The following is a 17,269-nucleotide window of genomic DNA, read 5'->3' as shown; positions in this document are numbered from 1 at the left end:
GGTCGGTCCGGTCGGCAGGGTAGGTCTGGTCGGACCGTCGGCGGGCGGGACCGTCGTCTTCCAGTCCGACCTCGTAGTCGATGCGATCGGTCGCTGGTCGCCGCGCTACGCGTGCGATCCCGGGCCGTCCGGCGTGGAAGGCGCGAGGACGCACGCGTAGCGCGGGGTTCACTCGAACTCGGTGCCGCCATCGCGCAGCAGGTACGCGTCGGAGACGATCTTGCCGATCGCCCGGCCGGCGAGCACCGGGGAATGTCGCTCGGTGGCGGGCCGGACCACCAGGCCCTCCCTGATGTTCGTGCCCGCGCCGCTGACCGTCTCGGTGCCCTCGGCCAGCCGCAGCAAGGCCTCGGCATCGTAGGGGCCCTCGTAGAGCACCGGCACCCGCGGCAGCTCGATGCCGAGTTCGGTGAGCAGCGTGGTGATCTCGTGGTGGTCGAGCCACCGGACCGGCGCGCCGGTCCGATCGACCGCGATGTCGAACAGCCCGAAGCCGAGCGAGGCATCCTGGGCGGCCGAGGCGCCGTAGTGCAGGTCCTGCACCCCGGCGCCGTACACCTCGCCGAACAGGCCGATCCGGTCGGCATCGAGGGCCGCGGCGAGCTTGCGGGCCGCCTCGTCGAGGCCGTGTGCCCGGATGGCCCGCCAGTACAGGTTGCCGTCGGCGGCGATCAGCGCCATCGAGCGCCCGCCGATGCCCTTGGACGACACCAGGATCCGGTCCCCGTCGCGGACGTGGGTCAGCAGGCACGCGGTGCCGTGGATCTTCTCCGTCGCCACCACCGGCTCCCCGGCCGCGAAGATGTCGGGGAACCGTTTGATGTTCTCGACATCGACCCACCGCAGCAGATCCGGCGCGGACTCGACCTGACCCGACATCGACACCGTCACCGGCACCACCCATTTCACGACGCCGAGCAGCTCGGCGAAATCGGTGCGCTCGGCGGCCGCCGCCGCGAGATCCACCCCGCTCAGCGCGGCGGGCGTGCACACGATGCCCTGCGACACCTCCCCACGCAGCCGCACCGCCTTCACCCGATTGCGCTGTGCCCCGGCCAGTTTCCCGGTCAGGCCGAGCTCGTCGATCAGTTCCTCGGGCAGGATCGCCTGCTCCGGGATGTAGACGGCGTGATCACGGGTGCTGAACTGACCCTTCGCCACCACGGCCCGGTACAGCCCGACCTGTGCCAGCTCGAGCCGGTCGGCGTTCGGATGCGGATGGACGACGAGCCGTTCGGCCGTCACCTGCAGTGTGGACATGGAAACCCCCTCGTATCGAGGGGTTCAGCGTAGGGGCGGTTCGAGAACGCGTCGATCGAATTTCCCTGGGGGACAGTGAGTCATCCGCACCGCGACCGTGTCGTCGCGATCGTCCCCGGGTCGGCGGATGCGGTGCATCGAGTCGGTGACCGCCTCACCTCGGTGGGCGCGGATTCAGGGTCGGTGACCGCTCGCCGCGTGGGCGCGGATTCGCGGTCGGTGACCCGCTCACCTCGGTGCGTGCGGACGCGGCCGGTGATCACCTCAGGGGGCGTCGACGCGGTAGCCGTGGTCGGTGGCCACCACGTCGGTGACCGGGCCGGTCGGTCGCCCGCAGCGGCGGTCGCAGCCGGACCAGTGCTGTCGACCGGCCACCACGACGTCCTCGGCGGCGACGGTCTCCGCGGGGGTGGGCGGGGCGTTGCGGAGGGAGTCGGGTGCCGTGGTGCCGTCGTCGGATGCGGATGCGGATGCGGATGCGGATGCGGATGCGGATGCGGATGCGGAAGTGGGGCCTGCCAGCGGGATGCCGAGCACGCGCTGTGACTCGACCGCCGCCGCGGCGTCGGCGCGCACGTCGGTACGCGACTTGGCGCAGCCGGGGCGCCCCGCGCAGGCGCTCACCTGCAACCACGGGGACTGCGCGTCGAAGATCAACCCCATCGGGGCGAGCACGCGGACGACCGTCTCGGCGGGGCCTTCGGCGAGGTCGGTGACCACCACGCTGCGCCAGGGGGTGACGAAGACGGGATGGTCGATGGCGGCAAGGAATTCGGCCGTGCGGGCGGGCAGCGTACCCAGCGGCACGGCCGCACCGAGGCTGACCAGGCCGTCGTCCTGATCGAGCCAACCGATCGGAATGTCGTGGGTGGCACCGAGTTCCAGCGGCAAACCAGCGGGGGAGCGGTCGAGCGCCTCGACGACCTGCTCCGCGCCGCCGGGAATCTCGTGCAGTCGCCACTGCCCGGCCTCCCCGCTCCCGCGCAGGTCGAGGAAGCCACGCGCGGCGTCGAGCATCACCTCGACCGCCTCGGCCGCCGTGACCCGCAACCCGGTGTCGGTCCCGGCCAGCAGCAGCGCGAAGGTGTCGGTGGCGACGGCCTGGATGCCGATGTCGCCGCGCAGGGTGCTCACGTCGCCGCGACCGTCGTCGAGGGTGAACAGCACCCGCCCCGGCAGGTCGGCGAACCGGAGATCGGACCGCAGCCCGCTGTCGAGGTCGGCCGCGAGTCCGTGCACGTCGGCCCAGCCGCCGACCCGGCCCGACAGCGGTGAGGCGACGATGTTGCGCACCCGCTCATGGGTGTCGCTGGGCAACAGGCCCGCCACCTCCAGCCGCCCGGCGAGTTCGGAGGCATCGCGCACCTGCCGCAACTGGATGTTGCCGCGCGAGGTCAGCTCGAGATTGCCGTTGCCGAGGTCCCGTGCCGCATCGGCCAGCGTCTGTATCTGTTCCGGGGTCAGCCGCCCACCGGGCACGCGAATCCGCGCCAACGGCCCGTCGGCCGCCTGGTGCAGCCGCAGAACCCCTGGACACGCGTCGGGAGTGCTCCTGGTCATGATCACCCCAGCCTACGACCCGCGGCGACCACCTTCGAACCGGCATTTCATCCCATGCCGTGTAGCTGCGGAGCCGGACCTGCCACGGCTGCGGATCGCCGTGGCGAGGTCGGTGCCCGGTGTGACGGCTGGGGCTGCGACGAAGTGGTTCGTCCAACCTGCGGTGGCTGCTCCCGGCCGCCGACTGCGCCCGGTCGTCAACTGCGCCCCGGCCGCCGACACGAGGCGGACCGCCGACTGCATCCCCGGCTCGCCGATTCGGGGTGGACCGCCGACTGCATCCCCGGCTCGCCGACTCGGGGTGGGCGGCCGACTGTGTCGACGGCTCGCCGACTCGGGGTTGGGCCGCCGACTGTGTCGCTGGCTCGCCGACTCGGGGTTGGCCGCTGACTGTGTCCCGGCCGCCGGCTCGTAGTGGGCCCGAGCGGTGTCGTTCCGGGTGTGGATGTCGTCGGGCCCGCGCGAGATCGTCCGGTGGCGGCGACTCGCGCTTCGTCGGCTCCGGTGGGAGAAGACGCCGTCGCCTAGGGTGGGGACCAACCGCAAGGTCGTCGACAAGAGAGGTCGCCGCATGCTGCGTGCATTCGTGGACAAGCGTCTCGTTCCCGCGCTCGACAGAGTCGCGCACGCGCAGGCGCCGGCGGTCGGCCGGTATGTCGACTGGCTCGAGCGCAGGCATCCGCAGGACACACCGGTGGAGATCATGCAGCGGCTCACCCGCCAGTACCGGCTGGTCGTCACCGCCAGCGGTGTCACGGTGGGGCTCACCGCGGCCGTGCCGGGAGTCGGGACGCTGATCGGTCTCGGTGCGACGGGTGTCGACACCGTCGTGTTCCTCGAGGCGTCCTCGGTGCTCGCGGTCGGCGCGGCCCAGGCCTACCGGCTCGATCCCGACGACCCCCGCCTGGCGCACCTGGTGTCGAAAGTCGTGCTCGGTGAGGCGGGCACCAAGATGCTCGACGAGACCGCGGGCCACAAGACCGGGCAGTGGCTCTCGGTGGTCACCGACCACATTCCCGGCCTGGCGAGCATGCCGGACTCACCGGCCAAGCGGTTCCTGGTCAACTACCTGGTCAAACGCACCCTGCTGCTGTTCGGCACGCTGATTCCGGCGGGGATCGGCGCGGTCATCGGCGGCGTCGGCAACAACGCGCTCGGGCAGATGGTGGTCGCCAATGTCTACCGCAATCTCGGCACCGGCTCCCCGGAGATGCTCGCCGCCGGAACCAGCACCGACTGACCGTGGACTTGACCTTCGACTCGCTCGAACCCCGATGATCGCCCGGTGCCCGAAACCGAACTGATCACCATCGGCGAGTTCGCCCGCTCGTGCGGTCTGAGCGCGAGCGCGCTGCGCTTCTACGCCGACGCAGGCGTCCTCGTCCCCGCGGTCGTCGACGAGTCCACCGGCTACCGCTACTACACCCACGACCAGACCGACACCGCCCGCCTCGTCCGCCACCTCCGCGCCGTCGAGATGCCACTCCCCGCGGTGACCGCCGTCCTCGCCGAACCCGACCCCACCCGCGCCGCCCGACTCCTCGACACCCACCTCGCCGACCTGGACCAGCGCCTGCGCGAGGTCCGCACCGCCGCCACCGCCGCCCGCACCGCCCTGCACGCCACCACGACCGGCCGACCCGCCGGGGACACCGCGCCGCGGACAGCCGTCCCCCCGAACGCCGGATCAGCGCCCGATGCTGTGGTGTGGGTGAGCGGTCCGCTGCTGGCGGCCGCGGTCGACCAGGTGGCGGCGGCGACCGTCACCGATCCGCAGTGGCCGGTACTCGACACCATCCAGTTCGAGGTGACCACCGACGAACTGACCCTCACCGCGACGGACCGAATCCGCCTTGCCACGCGAACCCTGCGCCCCACTCGCGGACCTGCCATCGGATGGACGGCCACCGTCGACGCCACCGACCTGCGCTCGACCCTGTCGTGGTTGCGTCGCCAACACTCCGTCGCGATCCACCCCGGCCGACTGCACGTCGAATTCGCGGCCGCCGCGCCAGGCCGTGCTGTCGGCGGTGCGGTCATCGGCTCAGCGGATCACGAAACAAGTTCCACCGCAACCAATTCCGTGGACGGGAACGCCACTGCCGCAGGTGCACCTGACGTTCCGGTCGCGAAGACCCGGACACCCGACCCAGTTCCGCAAGAACTCGCGATCGGCGCCCACGAACCCGATCGCCGCCGGTGCCGCCGCTCGCCCGAAGTGTTCCCCGACTACCGGGCGATGCTCGCCGCCCTACCCCCGGCGCGTACCCGAGTAGTGCTCGCCCGCGCGGCGTTCCTCACCGCACTCGAAGAATCCGGTTCACCCGTCATCGCCCTATGCCTGACCCCGCCGAACACAGTGGCCCTCACCGAATTCCTCCCGGTGCCGACGACCGACACCGAGTCGCCGCACCAATCCATCAACCCCGCGGGCGGGTCGTCTGCCACCAGGCCCGGGCCGGAGCACTCGCCGCAGATCGGCGCCACCCCCGCGTACAGGTCGCTCACGAGCCGAGATCGATGGCCGTCGGCCCCCGCCACCCGCTCGCTCCCCGCAGTGATCACCGGCCCGGCGATCACCATCCATTTCGCCGTCACCACCCTCTATCCCGCGGTCGCCGCCGCGGTCGGCCCCGACGTGATGCTCGATCTCATCGCCCCCGATCTGCCCGCCGGTATCCGCTCCGCCGACGACGGCGACCTGTTCACCCTTGCCATGCCGTGCCGCCCCGAACCGACCGAGGAGCCCGCCCGATGACCACCACCGATGCCGTGATTACCCGAATCACGCAGGCCGTCACCGACTTCCGCGCCGATGCCACCGACACCACCCGCGCCGTGCTGCTGGACCTCTGGACCGAGATCGGTGTCGCGGGCGACCCACTGCACCGCTGCACCCTCGCCCACTACCTGGCCGACGCCTACGACGACCCCGCCGAAGCCCTCGTGTGGAATGTCCGCGCCCTCGACGCCGCCGACGCGCTCACCGACGCCCGCGTGCACGACCACCACGCGGGCCTGCGGGTCGCGGGCTTCTACCCGTCCCTGCACCTCAACCTCGCCGACGACTTCCGCCGCCTCGGCGCCTTCCCGGCCGCCACCCGCCACCTCACCGCCGCGACCACCCACCTGCACACCCTCCCCGACGACGACTACGGCACCATGATCCGCCGCGCCCTCACCGAGGTGACGGCCGCCGTCACCGCCAACGACACCACCCCGCGCCCCACTCCCTGACCAAGATCACCACGCTCTGGTGGCGGGCGGCTCTCGGCCGATGCCGCCATCAGAGCGTGGTGATCACATGTCCAGTCCGGGGGACGGGGCGGGAAAGTTGCTGGGGGGAGGGGGCCAGTACGATCGGGATGCTCGGCGGGTGACGAGGAAACCGGTGGAAATCCGGTGCGGTCGCGCCACTGTGAACAGCCAGACCCTCTCCGGCGAGCACCGCACACCCACCGATGGGCGCGTCACCCGAGGAAGGTCTCACCCTGTGATCCTGCTGCTGTCCACCTCCGACACCGATCTGCTGAGCGCACGCGCGAGCGGCGCCGAGTACCGGTGGGGCAACCCGGCCCGGCTGCTGGTGGACGACCTGCCGGGGCTCCTCGACGGCGCGGATCTGGTGATCGTGCGCATTCTCGGCGGCAAGCGCGCCTGGGAGGAGGGCCTGGACGCGATCCGTGCCAGTGGGGTGCCGATGGTGGCGCTGGGCGGCGAGATCGCGCCCGACGCCGAGCTGATGGAATGCTCGACGGTGCCGGTGGGCGTCGCGGCCGACGCGCACAACTACCTCGCCGCCGGCGGCGCCGAGAACCTGCGCCAGCTGCACAATTTCCTCTCCGACACGGCCCTGCTCACCGGCCACGGCTTCGACCCGCCGGTGCAGCTGCCCACCTGGGGCGAACTCGACCGCACCGCGCGCATTCTCGAACCGCACGCACCCACGGTCGCCGTCGTCTACTACCGCGCCCAGCATCTCGCGGGCAACACCGCCTACATCGACGCCCTGTGCACGGCGATCGAAGCCAAGGGCGCCAAGGCGCTGCCCGTCTATGCGGCCTCCCTGCGCACCGCCGAACCCGAACTGCTCACCCTGCTCGGCCGCGCCGACGCCCTCGTGGTCACCGTCCTCGCCGCGGGCGGCAGCAAGCCCGCCACCGCTTCGGCCGGTGGTGACGACGAGGCCTGGGATGTGGCCGCCCTGGCCGCTCTCGACGTGCCGATCCTGCAGGGCCTGTGCCTGACCAGCGGCCGCGCGCAGTGGGAGGCCAACGATGACGGCCTGTCCCCGCTCGACGTGGCCACCCAGGTCGCGGTGCCCGAATTCGACGGCCGCATCATCACCGTGCCGTTCTCGTTCAAGGAATTCGACGCCGACGGCCTGTCCGCCTACGTCCCTGATCCCGAACGCGCCGCCAGGGTCGCTGGTATCGCGGTGCGTCACGCCCGCCTCCGCCACATCCCGGCCGCGGACAAGCGGATCGCGATCATGCTCTCCGCCTACCCGACCAAGCACGCCCGCATCGGCAATGCCGTCGGCCTCGACACCCCCGCCAGTGCGATCCGCCTGCTCACCGAACTGCGTAGCGCCGGTTACGATCTCGGCGAGCCCGGCGAGATCCCCGGCCTCGAGGAAGGCGACGGCGACGCGCTCATCCACGCCCTGATCGCCGCGGGCGGTCAGGACCCGGACTGGCTCAGCGCCGAACAGCTCGAAGGCAATCCGATCCGCATCGGCGCCACCACCTACACCCGCTGGTTCGACTCGCTGCCCGAGGACCTGCGCGAGGCCGTGAACGAGGCGTGGGGCCCGCCGCCCGGCGAGCTCTACGTCGACCGCTCGGCCGACCCGAAGGGCGAGATCGTCATCGCCGCACTGCGTTTCGGCAATGTGGTGCTGATGGTGCAGCCGCCTCGCGGCTTCGGCGAGAACCCCGTCGCCATCTACCACGACCCCGATCTGCCGCCCAGCCACCACTACCTCGCCGCCTACCGCTGGCTGTCCGCGCCCGACGGTTTCGGCGCCGACGCCATGGTGCACCTGGGCAAGCACGGCAACCTCGAATGGCTGCCCGGCAAAACCCTCGGCATGTCGGCCTCCTGCGGCACCGACGCCGCCCTCGGCGACCTCCCGCTGATCTACCCGTTCCTGGTCAACGACCCCGGCGAGGGCACCCAGGCCAAGCGCCGCGCCCACGCCACCCTCGTCGACCACCTCATCCCGCCGATGGCGCGCGCCGAGACCTACGGCGACATCTCCCGCCTCGAACAGCTCCTCGACGAGCACGCCAACATCTCCGCCCTCGACCCGGCCAAGCTGCCCGCCATCCGCCAGCAGATCTGGACGCTGATGCGCGCGGCCAAGATGGACCACGACCTCGGCCTGGCCGAACGCCCCGAGGAAGACGTCTTCGACGACATGCTCCTGCACGTCGACGGCTGGCTGTGCGAGATCAAGGACGTGCAGATCCGCGACGGCCTGCACATCCTCGGCCAGGCCCCCGAGAACGAGATGGAACTCGACCTGGTCCTGGCCATGCTGCGCGCCCGCCAGCTCTGGGGCGGCGAACAGAACGTGCCCGGCCTGCGCGAAGCCCTCGGCCTCAGCGAAGCCGGTGACGAATCCCGCGACCGTGTCGACGTCGTGGAAGCCCGCGCCCGCGAGCTTCTCGGCGCCTTGCAGGCGACGGACTGGTCGGCCACCGCCGTCGACACCCTGGTCGGCGACTACGCCACCGCGATCCTCGCCGGGGGCAACCCCCATGCTGCCGCCACCCCGACCGCAGCCGCGAACGCGGTCGATGCCGCCGCGAACGGGAGCGCGCTCCCGGCCGATGACTCCGCGCGACTGGACGCGGTCAAGACCGTCCTGCGCTTCGCCGCCACCGAAGTCGTCCCCCGCCTGCGCGAGACCAGCATCGAGATCACCCGCGTCCTGCACGCCCTCAACGGCGGTTTCATCCCGGCGGGTCCGAGTGGCTCCCCCCTGCGTGGCCTGATCAACGTGCTGCCCACCGGCCGCAACTTCTACTCCGTCGACCCCAAGGCCGTCCCCTCCCGCCTGGCCTGGGAGACCGGTCAGGCCATGGCCGAATCGCTGGTGGCCCGCTACCTGGCCGACCACGGCGAATACCCGAAGTCGGTGGGTCTGTCGGTGTGGGGCACGTCGGCCATGCGCACCTCCGGCGACGACATCGCCGAGGTCTTCGCCCTGCTCGGCGTGCGCCCGATGTGGGACGAGGCGAGCCGCCGCGTCACCTCGCTCGAGGTCATCTCCCTCGAGGAGCTCGCCCGCCCCCGCATCGACGTCACCGTCCGCATCTCCGGCTTCTTCCGCGACGCCTTCCCGCACGTCCTGGCCCTGCTCGACGACGCCGTCCGCCTCGTCGCCGACCTCGACGAGCCCGCCGAGTCCAATTACGTTCGCGCACACTCCCAGTCGGACCTGGCCGAGCACGGCGACACCCGCCGCGCCACCACCCGCATCTTCGGCTCCAAGCCGGGCACCTACGGCGCGGGCCTGCTCCAGCTCATCGACTCCAAGAGCTGGCGCACCGACGACGACCTCGCGCAGGTCTACACCAACTGGGGCGGCTACGCCTACGGCCGCGACCTCGACGGCGCCCCCGCCGCCGACGACATGCGCACCGCCTACAAGCGCATCGCGGTCGCCGCCAAGAACACCGACACCCGCGAACACGACATCGCCGACTCCGACGACTACTTCCAGTACCACGGCGGCATGGTCGCCACCGTCCGCGCGCTCACCGGCAAGAACCCCGAGGCCTACATCGGCGACTCCACCCGTCCCGACGCCGTGCGTACCCGCACGCTCTCGGAGGAGACCGCCCGCGTCTTCCGCGCCCGCGTGGTGAACCCGCGCTGGCTCGAGGCGATGCGCCGCCACGGCTACAAGGGCGCCTTCGAGATGGCCGCCACCGTGGACTACCTGTTCGGCTACGACGCTACCACCAACGTCGTCGCCGACTGGATGTACGAAAAGCTCAGCGAGAGCTACGTTTTCGACGACGTGAACCGCAAGTTCATGGAGCAGTCCAACCCGTGGGCCCTGCACGGCATCGCCGAGCGTCTCCTGGAAGCGGCCGAGCGCAAACTGTGGGAGCACCCGGAGCAGGAGACCCTGGACAAGCTGCGCCAGGTCTACCTCGAGACCGAGGGTGAACTGGAGTAGCTTGCGCACCGCGCCCGAACACGTTCTACTGTGAATCAGGTTGACGGTGTAAGAAAGGGTCGCACATGAGTTCCACTCCGGCGTATTTCACCCGGTCCGGCGGCGTTTTCACGCCGAACCGGTACTCGCTGAGCCTGTGGGCGCGCGCCACGCTGTCCGGGCCGCCGGTGTGCGGTCTGATGGCGCGCGAGGTGGAGGCGCACTACTGCACCGACGAGTTCGTCCCCGCCCGGCTGACGGTCGACCTGCACCGGGCGGTGCCCGCGGTGCCGCTGACCGTGCACAGCGAAGTGATCCGGGACGGCAAGCGGGTGCGCGCGGTCGCGATCGAACTGCGTTCCGAGGACGCGGTGGTGGCGCGGGGGAGCGCGCTGCTGCTGCGGCGCTCGACCCAGCCGCCGGGTGAGGTGTGGCGGGCCGAGCGCGACCGGCCGCTGCCGCCGCCGAGCGCGTTGGCCACCATCGACGAGACCCTGCACCTGTTCGGCAGCGACGGGCACGCCGAGGGCTGGTCGCCGAAGATGACCGAACACCTCAACGACACTCGTAAACGCAAGTGGGTGCGCAACATTCCCGTCGTCGAGGGCGAACCCGCGACCCCGTTCTGCTATGCCGCGATGACCGGTGAGCAGACCAGCCTGGTCACCAACTGGGGCACCGAGGGCATCGGGTTCATCAACACCGATGTCTCGATCACGTTCTCGCGCATGCCGATCGGGACCGACATGGGTATCGAGGCGGAGAGCCACCTCAGCGACGACGGCATCGCCGCGGGTGCCGCGGTGCTCTACGACAGCGAGGGCGCCTTCGGCATCTGCACCACCACCGCCCTGGCCAACGCGCACCGCCAGATCAGCGGCACGGCCATCGACAAGCTGACCGACGTGGTGGCCGAGTTCGCGGTCACACCGGATCGAGGCCGCTGAACGCCAGCCCCACCGAGGCGCCACACAGCAGCACACCCACCGCCGAGGTGGTCAGCAGATAACCGAGGGCGATGAGCCGGGCCGGCGGCAGCAGCGCGAGCACCAGCGCCGGAGTGAGCAGCGCGGCCAGGGTCAGCCCCCAGCTGACCCAGTACGAGGTCGCGATCGGCTCCAGTTTCGCGAAGGCGATCGGCCGCGGTATCGGCACGTGCCAGGCGTCCTGCACCGCGAAAGTCGCCGGGACCAGCACGAACACCGCGACGAACAATCCCGCCGACACACCCCACCCCGACCGCCACCTGACCTGACCCGCCACCACTGCGCACCCACCACACCTTCGCTCGGTCCACTCCACCGCGCCCCATGCTGCCTCGAGCCACGCCCGAGTGCCGGACATCGCCACGCCGTGTCATCGACGCCGATCGTTGGTGCCGGGCGCGGAAAATCGGTCGACGCGAGGTTCGGTGGACGGTTGACTGCTGCGATGAGCGGCGACCAGGCGAGCTATCGCGAGATCTTGCGCCCGCCCGGTGTTCCGGTGCTGTTCGCGGGGTCGCTGGTGGGGCGAATCTCGTTCGGGATGATGCCGATCGGCGTGGTCACCCTGCTCGGTGCGGTGCACGGTGCTTTCGGGGTGGCCGGTGCGGCGATGGGTGCGTACGCGCTGGGCTCGGTGGTGTCGGGGCCCGCGCGCTCGTGGTGGACGGTGCGGGTCGGGCACGGGCGCGCCCTGCTCACTTTCGCGACGATCAGCGGCGCGGCAATGATGCTGCTGCCCCTGGCGGCCGCGTGGACACCCTGGTGGGCGATCGGCCCCGCCGCGGTGGCCGGGCTCGCGGTACCCCCGTTCGGTGCCCTGCTGAGAGTGGGCTGGGCGCAACGGATTCCGCCGGAGTGGGTGCCACGAGCCTTCGGCCTCGACGCTGTCGTCGAGGAGTCGTCCTTCGTACTCGGACCGGCTCTCGCGGCACTGGTCGTCTGGCTCGCGAGCCCCGCCACTGCCGTTGTGGTCAGCGGAATCGCCTGTGTCGCAGGCGGTGTGGTGATGTCGTCCGCCGCTGGCCGCGCCCGTCCGGATCCGGCGACCGGTACGGCATCGATGCGATCGGTCCTCCGCCGGACCGCATGGCTGCTCGTGACGTTCGCCGGTGTCGGCTTCACCATCGGCGGACTCGAAGTGGGCATCCCGGCCGCCGCCATCGCGAGCGGCCACCCCGACGCCGCCGGTCTGCTCTTCGCCGCGATGGCCTTCGCCAGCGCCGGTGCCGCCCTCGGGTACGGGCGCATCCACTGGCGGGCGAGCCCGCGGACCCGCCTGCTGATCGCCGCCGCACTGCTCGCGACCGCCACCGCCGCGACGGGCCTCAGTGGCGACCTACGCCTGACCACCGTGCTCCTGCTCGCCGTCGGCCTGACGCTGGGACCGGCGGTGATGACCGGCTACGTGCTCGCCGACCAGCTCGTCTCCGGCCCCGGCCGCACCCACAGCGCCATCCTGGCCGGCGTCGCCTGCAACGCCGGCGCCGGACTCGGCGCCGCCTCGGCCGGTCTGATCACCTCGGCGCGGGACGTCGGTGCGGCCTTCGTGGCCTGCGCCCTCGTCACCACAGCGCTGACGGTCCTCGGTGCGGTCATGTCGATTGCCGCGTCGCGAAACCAGAGCGCCGACCGGCACCGGTCCGCCGCACCGGCGTCGCGGGCGTGACGATCGTGGCGGCGCCGCGGCCTTTCCTGGTGTGTGGTCGCGTTATCACGGCGCTGGCCGCCCTCGGCGCCGTGAAGCCCCGGTGCCGTGAAGCCCCGGTGCCGTGAAGCCCCGTGCCGTGAAGCCCCGGCGCCGTGAAGCCCCGGCGTCGCCCGGCACCGAGATGACCCTGCGGTCGCCGCCTCCACTGCGGGCGCTTCCTGATACCGGCCGCCAAGGCAGCGCGCGGTAGAAGTGGGCGGCCCGGATCGGCTCGCCGTGCTGCCTGTTCGACAGGGTTGCTCAGGCGGGCGACAGGGTGACGATGAGTTCGTCGGCGATCGATTCGGCCTTGACCAGGGCCTCGCCCAGATACAGCGTCGCGGCCTGTGGGCGGCCGTCGGGAAGGGGGAGCACGGAGACGGCGTCGACGCGGCGGCCGAGGAGGCTGTCGTAGGGTGGCTCGTCGGTGACGTCGAAGGCGGTGTACTTGCCCGAGATGGCGACGTATTCGATGTTGACCGGGTCGACCAGCGGCTCGAAGGGGTCGCGCCACGGTGCCGCGCCGATGCGCAGTTCGGTGCCGTCGACACCGGCGTCGAGCAGCAGGGTGGCCCCGGTGTGGAAGGTGAATTCGATCGGGCCCTCGGTGCGGTCGATGTCGTCGCCTAGGACGTAGAACATCCGGCGGACGGCGATGATGGTCGCGTCGACCGCGGCATTGAGCGCGCTGCGGCCGTGCTCGTCGGTGTCGGACACAGGATTCCTCTGGCGATCGGACCGGGCAGGATGAGCCATCATGTCGCCGGAGGTCGACGCCGTGCAACTCGGCTCGGCGTGTTCGGCCGCAGTGCGGGCTCGTAGCATGGATTCATGCCCGATTCCGCCCCGGTCGACACCGTCGCGGTGGCGCGCGCGGCCGACCTGCTGGCCGGGCGTCGCGTGGTGGTGATCTCCGGCGCGGGCCTGAGCACCGACAGCGGCATCCCCGACTATCGCGGCCCCGATTCACCGCCCCGCACACCGATGACCTACCAGCAGTTCGTCGGCGATCCGGTGTTCCGCCAGCGTTATTGGGCGCGCAATCACCTGGGCTGGCGCCGCATGGACGCCGCCCGGCCCAATCCGGGGCATCGCGCGATCGCCCGGCTGGAACGCGGCGGGGTGGTCTCGGGCGTCATCACCCAGAATGTCGACCTGCTGCACACCAAGGCGGGCGCGCGCCACGTGATCGACCTGCACGGCACCTACGCCCGGGTCTGCTGCCTGAACTGCCCCACCCTGATCTCCCGGATGACGCTCGCGCACCGCCTCGAGGCCGCGAATCCCGGCTTCACGGAGGATGTCTCGGCGACCGGGATCGAGGTCGCCCCCGACGCCGACGCCGTGGTGACCGACACCGACCGTTTCCGCATGCTCGACTGCGCGCACTGCGGCGGCATGCTCAAACCCGACATCGTCTACTTCGGCGAGAACGTCCCGCCCGACCGGGTGGCCGCCGCGTTCGCACTGATCGACGACGCCCAGGCCGTGCTGGTCGCCGGTTCCTCGCTGACGGTCATGTCGGGCCTGCGCTTCGTGCGCCGCGCCGCGAAGAACGGCGTACCGGTGGTCATCGTGAATCGCGGGCCGACTCGCGGCGACGATGTCGCGTCGGTGGTGCTCGACGCGGGCTGCTCGGAGACGTTGTCCACACTGGCGGATCTGCTGATCGCGACGGGCTGAGCAGCGCGCGGTTCCCCGATTCCACCGGGAACTGTTGTGCGCGTGGATCTGTCGGCTCCGGAGGCTCGGCGACAGCCGCGCTCGGCGACGGCGACGGGTCAGGAACGGACCGAAAGTTCGCTCCGCCATCCGGGGCCTCCGGTCCCTGCGTGGCGCCGCTCCGGGTGCGAAATGGTCGGTCACTTGATCCCTCGGTGCGGGTGGCCGATCCGGCGTGGGTAAGCTCGGCGCACCAGCGCATGAAGAGTTCCACCCGCCGCGCGAAGTTTTCCTCGCAGCGGGGTTGTCGGCCCTCGTGTGGGCCGAATGATCGACACCCACTTTGCCAGCCGATCAGAACCAGGGCTTTTCCATGACCGATACCGCCGTTGTCGAATCACGCCTCACGCACCGCCAGACCCTCACCATTCTGTCCGGCCTGCTACTGGGGGTGTTCCTCGCCGCGCTCGACCAGAACATCGTCAGCGTCGCGATCGTGCGGATCGCGAACAGCCTCGACGGGTTCGACCAACAGGCATGGGCGACAACGGCATACCTGATCACCGCGACCGTCACCACCCCGCTCTACGGCAAGCTCGCCGACATCTACGGCCGCAAACCCTTCTACCTGCTCGCCATCACCCTGTTCGTGCTCGGCTCGGCGGCCTGCTGCTTCGCGACCACCATGTACCAGCTGGCGGCCTGCCGGGCCTTCCAGGGACTGGGCGCGGGCGGGCTGATGGCCTTGGCTTTCACCATCGTCGGCGATATCGTGCCCGCCCGCGAACGGGTGCGCTACCAGGGCTATTTCCTGATGGTGTTCGGCATCGCGACGGTGCTCGGGCCGGTGGTCGGCGGCTTCCTGTCCGACTACGACTCGCTCGGCGGGATCGAGGGCTGGCGCTGGGTGTTCCTGGTGAACGTGCCGGTCGGGGTGCTGGCATTCCTCGTGGTCGCGAAGGTGCTGAACGTGCGGCATGTGCGTCAGCCGAGCCGGATCGACTGGTTCGGCGCGTTCACCCTCGTCATCGGTGTCGTGCCGTTGCTGATCGTGGCCGAACAGGGACGGGTGTGGGGCTGGACCTCGCAGAACTCGCTGATCTGCTACGGCATCGGCGGGGCCGGGCTGCTGGCGTTCCTGGTTGTCGAGTACCTGATGAAGGACGCGGCGCTGATCCCGCTGCGGCTGTTCCGCAGTTCCACCTTCAGCATCGCGATCCTCGGCGGCTTCCTCGTCGGTGTCGCCATGTTCGGCGCGATCATGATGGTGCCGCAGTATCTGCAGGTGGTGCGTGGTTTCTCGCCCACCGAAGCCGGGCTGCTGATGTTGCCGCTGGTCCTGGGCATCATGGTCGGCGCGCAACTGTCGGGGCTGATCACCAAGGCCACCGGGCGCTACAAGGTGCTGCCCGTCCTGGGCGCGCTGATCCTCGCGGTCGGCTGCGCGCTGTTCTCCCGGATCGGTTACGACGGTCCGCTGTGGCAGCCGCTGGCCTACAGCGCGATCATGGGTTTCGGGCTCGGCGGCTGCATGCAGACGCTGATCATCGCCGCGCAGAACGCCGTCGGCCGCACCGAGATGGGCGTCTCCACCGCGTCCGCGACCTTCTTCCGGCAGCTCGGCGGCACCCTGGGCGTCGCGGTGTTCCTCACCGTCCTGTTCGACCGGTTGCCGGGACAGATCCTCGGCGCCTTCGGCGGGACCCTGCCCGCGGGCTTCGACGCCGACCAGCTCGCCGCCCTGCAGAGCAACACCAGCGGGATCGCCGCCCTGCCCGACGAGCTGCGGATTCCGATCCTGGAGGGTTTCACCGGCGCGATCGGGGACGTGTTCCTGCTCGCCGCCGACCTCGCCATCGTCGCGTGCGTGGTCCTGGTGTTCATGAAAGAGATTCCGCTGCGCGACGATCCGGAGCCCGAGGAGATCACCGACAGCATCCTGCTGCGTGATGTGAGCCTGCACGACGCGCACGAGATGGCCGGGCAGCTGCGGCCCGCCGCCGGCCGGGTGATCGCGGGACTGTTGCGCCGCGACGACGCGCGCCCCGTTCCCGCCGCGATCCTCACCCTGATCGATCAGCACGGTCATCAGGTGGCGCGCGGCCACGGCGACGCCTCCGGGGCCTATGTGATCGAGGCGCCGGAGCCGGGCAACTACGTGCTCATCGCCGTCGCGGTCGGTCATCAGCCCGAGGCGGTGAGTGTGTCGATGGGGGAGCGGGCCCAGCACGTCGACCTGATGCTCACCGGCGCCGGGGAACTCACCGGGATCGTGCGCTCGGCCCGGCGCGGCGAACCGCTGTGGGGCGCGACGGTGACCCTCACCGATCCCGAGGGCGATGTGGTCGGCGCGGCGATCACCGGCGAGGACGGCGCCTACATGTGCCGTGACGTGGTGAGCGGCACCTACACCCTGGTCGCGGTGGCCGACCACATGCGCCCGACCGCCGTCGCGCTGAACGTCCCGGAGACGGGCTCGCTGCACCGCGACATCGACCTGGAACCGATGGCGATCCTGGTCGGGTCGGCCTGGGTCGACGGCGACCGCCCCGTGGCCGACGTCCAGATCACCGTCCTCGACTCCGGCGGTGACCCCGCGGCCACCGCCCGCACCGACGAGAAGGGCCACTACCTGGTCCCCGACCTGCCCGAAGGCGAGTACACCGTGGTCGCCCGCGGCTACCCGCCGGTGGCGAGCCAGGTCTCGGTGACCCGCGGCGAGATCACCCACGACGTCACCCTCGGCTACGACAACGAGGAATCACTGCACCGGCGCTGAGCAATCTCCGGGACCGTTGCCGGCGGTCGCGAAGGCGTTGTCGCGCTGTGGTCGGGTGTTGCACCGCGACCAGGAACGCAGCGGGTGCTGTCGCAGTGGCGGTGAGTGGTCTGCCGGGAACCGTCTGGCGTCCACCCGTGACCCGTGCGAGGCCCGTCGGC

At 70.9% G+C, this 17,269-nt stretch carries 12 protein-coding genes and 1 riboswitch; of the genes, 8 read left to right on the top strand and 4 right to left on the bottom strand.

Going from position 1 to position 17,269, the window contains the following annotated elements; translation table 11 throughout:
- Positions 1 to 168 precede the first annotated feature (168 nt).
- Positions 169 to 1,260, bottom strand: coding sequence for an RNA ligase (ATP) (locus ACFVVM_RS10765; protein ID WP_387615950.1), 1,092 nt, complete (start codon positions 1,258 to 1,260; stop codon positions 169 to 171).
- A gap of 264 nt (positions 1,261 to 1,524) precedes the next feature.
- On the bottom strand, positions 1,525 to 2,820 hold the full coding sequence (cobG, locus tag ACFVVM_RS10760) for a precorrin-3B synthase (RefSeq protein ID WP_387615948.1): 1,296 nt from the start codon (positions 2,818 to 2,820) through the stop codon (positions 1,525 to 1,527).
- 571 nt (positions 2,821 to 3,391) lie between these two features.
- Here cobG and ACFVVM_RS10755 point away from each other — a divergent pair.
- The 5 genes from ACFVVM_RS10755 to ACFVVM_RS10735 all read left to right on the top strand — a co-directional run bounded on the left by ACFVVM_RS10755 (position 3,392) and on the right by ACFVVM_RS10735 (position 10,941).
- Positions 3,392 to 4,060 (top strand): hypothetical protein, encoded by a 669-nt coding sequence (locus ACFVVM_RS10755; RefSeq protein ID WP_387615945.1) that lies wholly within the window; start codon positions 3,392 to 3,394, stop codon positions 4,058 to 4,060.
- A 45-nt stretch (positions 4,061 to 4,105) separates the two neighbouring features.
- Positions 4,106 to 5,578, top strand: a complete 1,473-nt coding sequence (locus ACFVVM_RS10750; RefSeq protein WP_387615942.1) for a MerR family transcriptional regulator — start codon at positions 4,106 to 4,108, stop codon at positions 5,576 to 5,578.
- Entirely contained in the window at positions 5,575 to 6,057 is a 483-nt protein-coding gene (locus ACFVVM_RS10745) for a hypothetical protein (protein WP_387615939.1), read from the top strand. Before ACFVVM_RS10750 ends, ACFVVM_RS10745 begins: the two co-directional genes overlap by 4 nt.
- Positions 6,058 to 6,149: 92 nt before the next feature.
- Positions 6,150 to 6,273, top strand: a riboswitch (cobalamin riboswitch).
- A 40-nt stretch (positions 6,274 to 6,313) separates the two neighbouring features.
- The gene (gene cobN / locus ACFVVM_RS10740; protein ID WP_387615937.1) at positions 6,314 to 10,015 is read left to right on the top strand and encodes a cobaltochelatase subunit CobN; all 3,702 of its coding nucleotides are present in this window, start codon (positions 6,314 to 6,316) and stop codon (positions 10,013 to 10,015) included.
- A gap of 65 nt (positions 10,016 to 10,080) precedes the next feature.
- Positions 10,081 to 10,941 carry a thioesterase family protein gene (locus ACFVVM_RS10735; RefSeq protein WP_387615934.1) on the top strand — a complete coding sequence of 287 codons (861 nt, stop codon included), beginning with the start codon at positions 10,081 to 10,083 and terminating at the stop codon, positions 10,939 to 10,941.
- On the opposite strand, the gene ACFVVM_RS10730 is transcribed toward ACFVVM_RS10735, so the two are convergent.
- Positions 10,919 to 11,221: a hypothetical protein gene (locus tag ACFVVM_RS10730; protein WP_387615931.1), complete on the bottom strand. Its 303-nt coding sequence runs from the start codon at positions 11,219 to 11,221 to the stop codon at positions 10,919 to 10,921. The genes ACFVVM_RS10735 and ACFVVM_RS10730 overlap by 23 nt on opposite strands.
- A 204-nt stretch (positions 11,222 to 11,425) precedes the next feature.
- Between ACFVVM_RS10730 and ACFVVM_RS10725 the strand changes: the two genes are divergently transcribed.
- A complete protein-coding gene (locus ACFVVM_RS10725; protein ID WP_387615928.1) occupies positions 11,426 to 12,646 on the top strand; it encodes an MFS transporter in 1,221 nt (406 codons plus the stop codon).
- A gap of 282 nt (positions 12,647 to 12,928) precedes the next feature.
- Here the strand turns inward: ACFVVM_RS10725 and ACFVVM_RS10720 are convergent, their stop codons facing one another.
- Positions 12,929 to 13,384 (bottom strand): hypothetical protein, encoded by a 456-nt coding sequence (locus ACFVVM_RS10720; protein WP_387615925.1) that lies wholly within the window; start codon positions 13,382 to 13,384, stop codon positions 12,929 to 12,931.
- Positions 13,385 to 13,498: 114 nt separating this feature from the next.
- Here ACFVVM_RS10720 and ACFVVM_RS10715 point away from each other — a divergent pair, with 114 nt between their 5' ends.
- Positions 13,499 to 14,350 (top strand): Sir2 family NAD-dependent protein deacetylase, encoded by an 852-nt coding sequence (locus ACFVVM_RS10715; protein WP_387615922.1) that lies wholly within the window; start codon positions 13,499 to 13,501, stop codon positions 14,348 to 14,350.
- Positions 14,351 to 14,702: 352 nt separating this feature from the next.
- Positions 14,703 to 17,108, top strand: a complete 2,406-nt coding sequence (locus ACFVVM_RS10710) for an MFS transporter (RefSeq protein ID WP_387615920.1) — start codon at positions 14,703 to 14,705, stop codon at positions 17,106 to 17,108.
- Positions 17,109 to 17,269 lie beyond the last annotated feature (161 nt).

This window comes from Nocardia sp. NPDC058176, from assembly GCF_042883805.1.
Classification (GTDB): domain Bacteria; phylum Actinomycetota; class Actinomycetes; order Mycobacteriales; family Mycobacteriaceae; genus Nocardia.
Note: the sequence above shows the minus strand (reverse complement) of the source record. Positions and strands in the feature narration are given on the sequence as shown.

Bases quoted from the DNA above. Each gene is read 5' to 3' on its own strand.
- ACFVVM_RS10735 (WP_387615934.1), top strand. From the start codon at position 10,081: ATGAGTTCCACTCCGGCGTATTTCACCCGGTCCGGCGGCGTTTTCACG.
- ACFVVM_RS10765 (WP_387615950.1), bottom strand. From the start codon at position 1,260: ATGTCCACACTGCAGGTGACGGCCGAACGGCTCGTCGTCCATCCGCAT.
- ACFVVM_RS10710 (WP_387615920.1), top strand. From the start codon at position 14,703: ATGACCGATACCGCCGTTGTCGAATCACGCCTCACGCACCGCCAGACC.
- ACFVVM_RS10725 (WP_387615928.1), top strand. From the start codon at position 11,426: ATGAGCGGCGACCAGGCGAGCTATCGCGAGATCTTGCGCCCGCCCGGT.
- ACFVVM_RS10745 (WP_387615939.1), top strand. From the start codon at position 5,575: ATGACCACCACCGATGCCGTGATTACCCGAATCACGCAGGCCGTCACC.
- ACFVVM_RS10715 (WP_387615922.1), top strand. From the start codon at position 13,499: ATGCCCGATTCCGCCCCGGTCGACACCGTCGCGGTGGCGCGCGCGGCC.
- ACFVVM_RS10755 (WP_387615945.1), top strand. From the start codon at position 3,392: ATGCTGCGTGCATTCGTGGACAAGCGTCTCGTTCCCGCGCTCGACAGA.
- cobG (WP_387615948.1), bottom strand. From the start codon at position 2,820: ATGACCAGGAGCACTCCCGACGCGTGTCCAGGGGTTCTGCGGCTGCAC.